The sequence below is a fragment of the Pedobacter sp. 10L46_2 genome (genome assembly GCF_056395165.1).
Genome location: NZ_JBFTIZ010000523.1, coordinates 1 through 1,347, shown reverse-complemented (window position 1 = coordinate 1,347; position 1,347 = coordinate 1). Strand labels below are relative to the sequence as shown.

General features: G+C 38.8%; 2 protein-coding genes. Both read left to right on the top strand.

All coding sequences use genetic code 11. From position 1 onward, the window contains the following. Positions 1-276 (top strand): hypothetical protein (locus AC1DDX_RS27450; RefSeq protein ID WP_337718273.1); only part of this gene is annotated, 276 nt, incomplete at its 5' end. Between the two features lie 4 nt (positions 277-280). Further along, a complete protein-coding gene (locus tag AC1DDX_RS27445; RefSeq protein ID WP_288879047.1) occupies positions 281-1,303 on the top strand; it encodes an IS110 family RNA-guided transposase in 1,023 nt (340 codons plus the stop codon). Positions 1,304-1,347 lie beyond the last annotated feature (44 nt).

The window sequence follows — 1,347 nt, the reverse complement described above, 5'->3', positions numbered from 1 at the left end:
CGTCCTTTAGATTTGACCAGTGGTCTAGAACCTAAAAAACAATTGTTATTAAGTGTTACGCTTAATTCCTCAGCTATACAGAATTTTGTAGGAATAATGCCTAACCACGGCAGCGGCGAATTATCAAGTCGTCAAGGTTTTTATGCCTATGAGATGATGCAATCCGCTGCCGTGTTTTCCCTTAGTGGCCATATAACAATTAGGGTAATACCCATTATTAAGGACTTGGACCGATGGGGCAAAACTGTTAGGTCTTGCTACAAAATTATAATTTAATACTATGAAAGCGAATAGCAAATTTTTCATTGGCATTGATGTTTCAAAACCCTTCTTCGATGCTTCCCTGATGGCCGTTACTGATCATCAAAAACGAGGTATTGAAACAGCCCGTTTTGACAACACTTTAGAAGGGCTCAAAGCCTTCGGAAAATGGCTTAAAAGTTTTAAAGTAGCTATGGATCCGAACACCTTAGTGGTAATCGAAAACACCGGGATCTACCACCGATTGATCTGGTCTTTTTGCAACAAAAAAGGCTTGCCTTTGCATATTGGTAATGCTGCTCATATCAAATGGAGCTTTGGTATTACCAGAGGCAAAAATGACAAGATAGACAGCATTCGTTTGTGTAAATATGCCTGTAAAGAATCGGACACGTTAAAAGTTTCATCGGCGTTAAACCCTGTTTTGATGCAATTGAAAGACTTTATGACCTCCAGAACAAGACTGCTCTCACAAATCAATAGTAATAAACAGTATATCAAAGAACTCAAAAACATTAATGATCCTATGGTTCAAAAAGCAGTAGAGAAAGCACACCTGGCAGCGATCGAAGGTATTGCCGGATCCATAAAGGAGATCGAAGCACTGATCAGTAAAATCATAGCCGAAAATCCGGAGTTAAAGAACAACTACGATTTGCTGATTACCGTGCCTGGCATTGGTCACCTAACTGCTGTTTATTTGATCTGTTGCACTACCAATTTTTCTGCTAAGATCAGTGGTAAGCAACTCGCCTGTTACGCTGGTGTTGTACCTTTTGAACATAGCAGTGGCATCAGCATAAAGGGACGCAACCGAGTGCATCATATGGCTAATAAGGAACTCAAAAAACTATTCCATCTCAGTGCATTATCAGTCATACAATACTACCCTGAATTCAGAACCTATTATAACCGTAAAAAGGAAGAAGGAAAACATCCCATGAGCATCTTAAATGCAATAAGAAATAAGATTGCCCTAAGAGTGGTTGCAGTGGTAAGTCATCAGAAACCTTATGTCAGTAATCAATTAATTGCGGCATAAATTATATTAAAAAATACTTGCATGAGTCATAACAATCATCTCGA

Excerpts from the sequence above, each read along its gene's own strand:
- AC1DDX_RS27445 (WP_288879047.1), top strand. The coding sequence starts at position 281 with ATGAAAGCGAATAGCAAATTTTTCATTGGCATTGATGTTTCAAAACCC.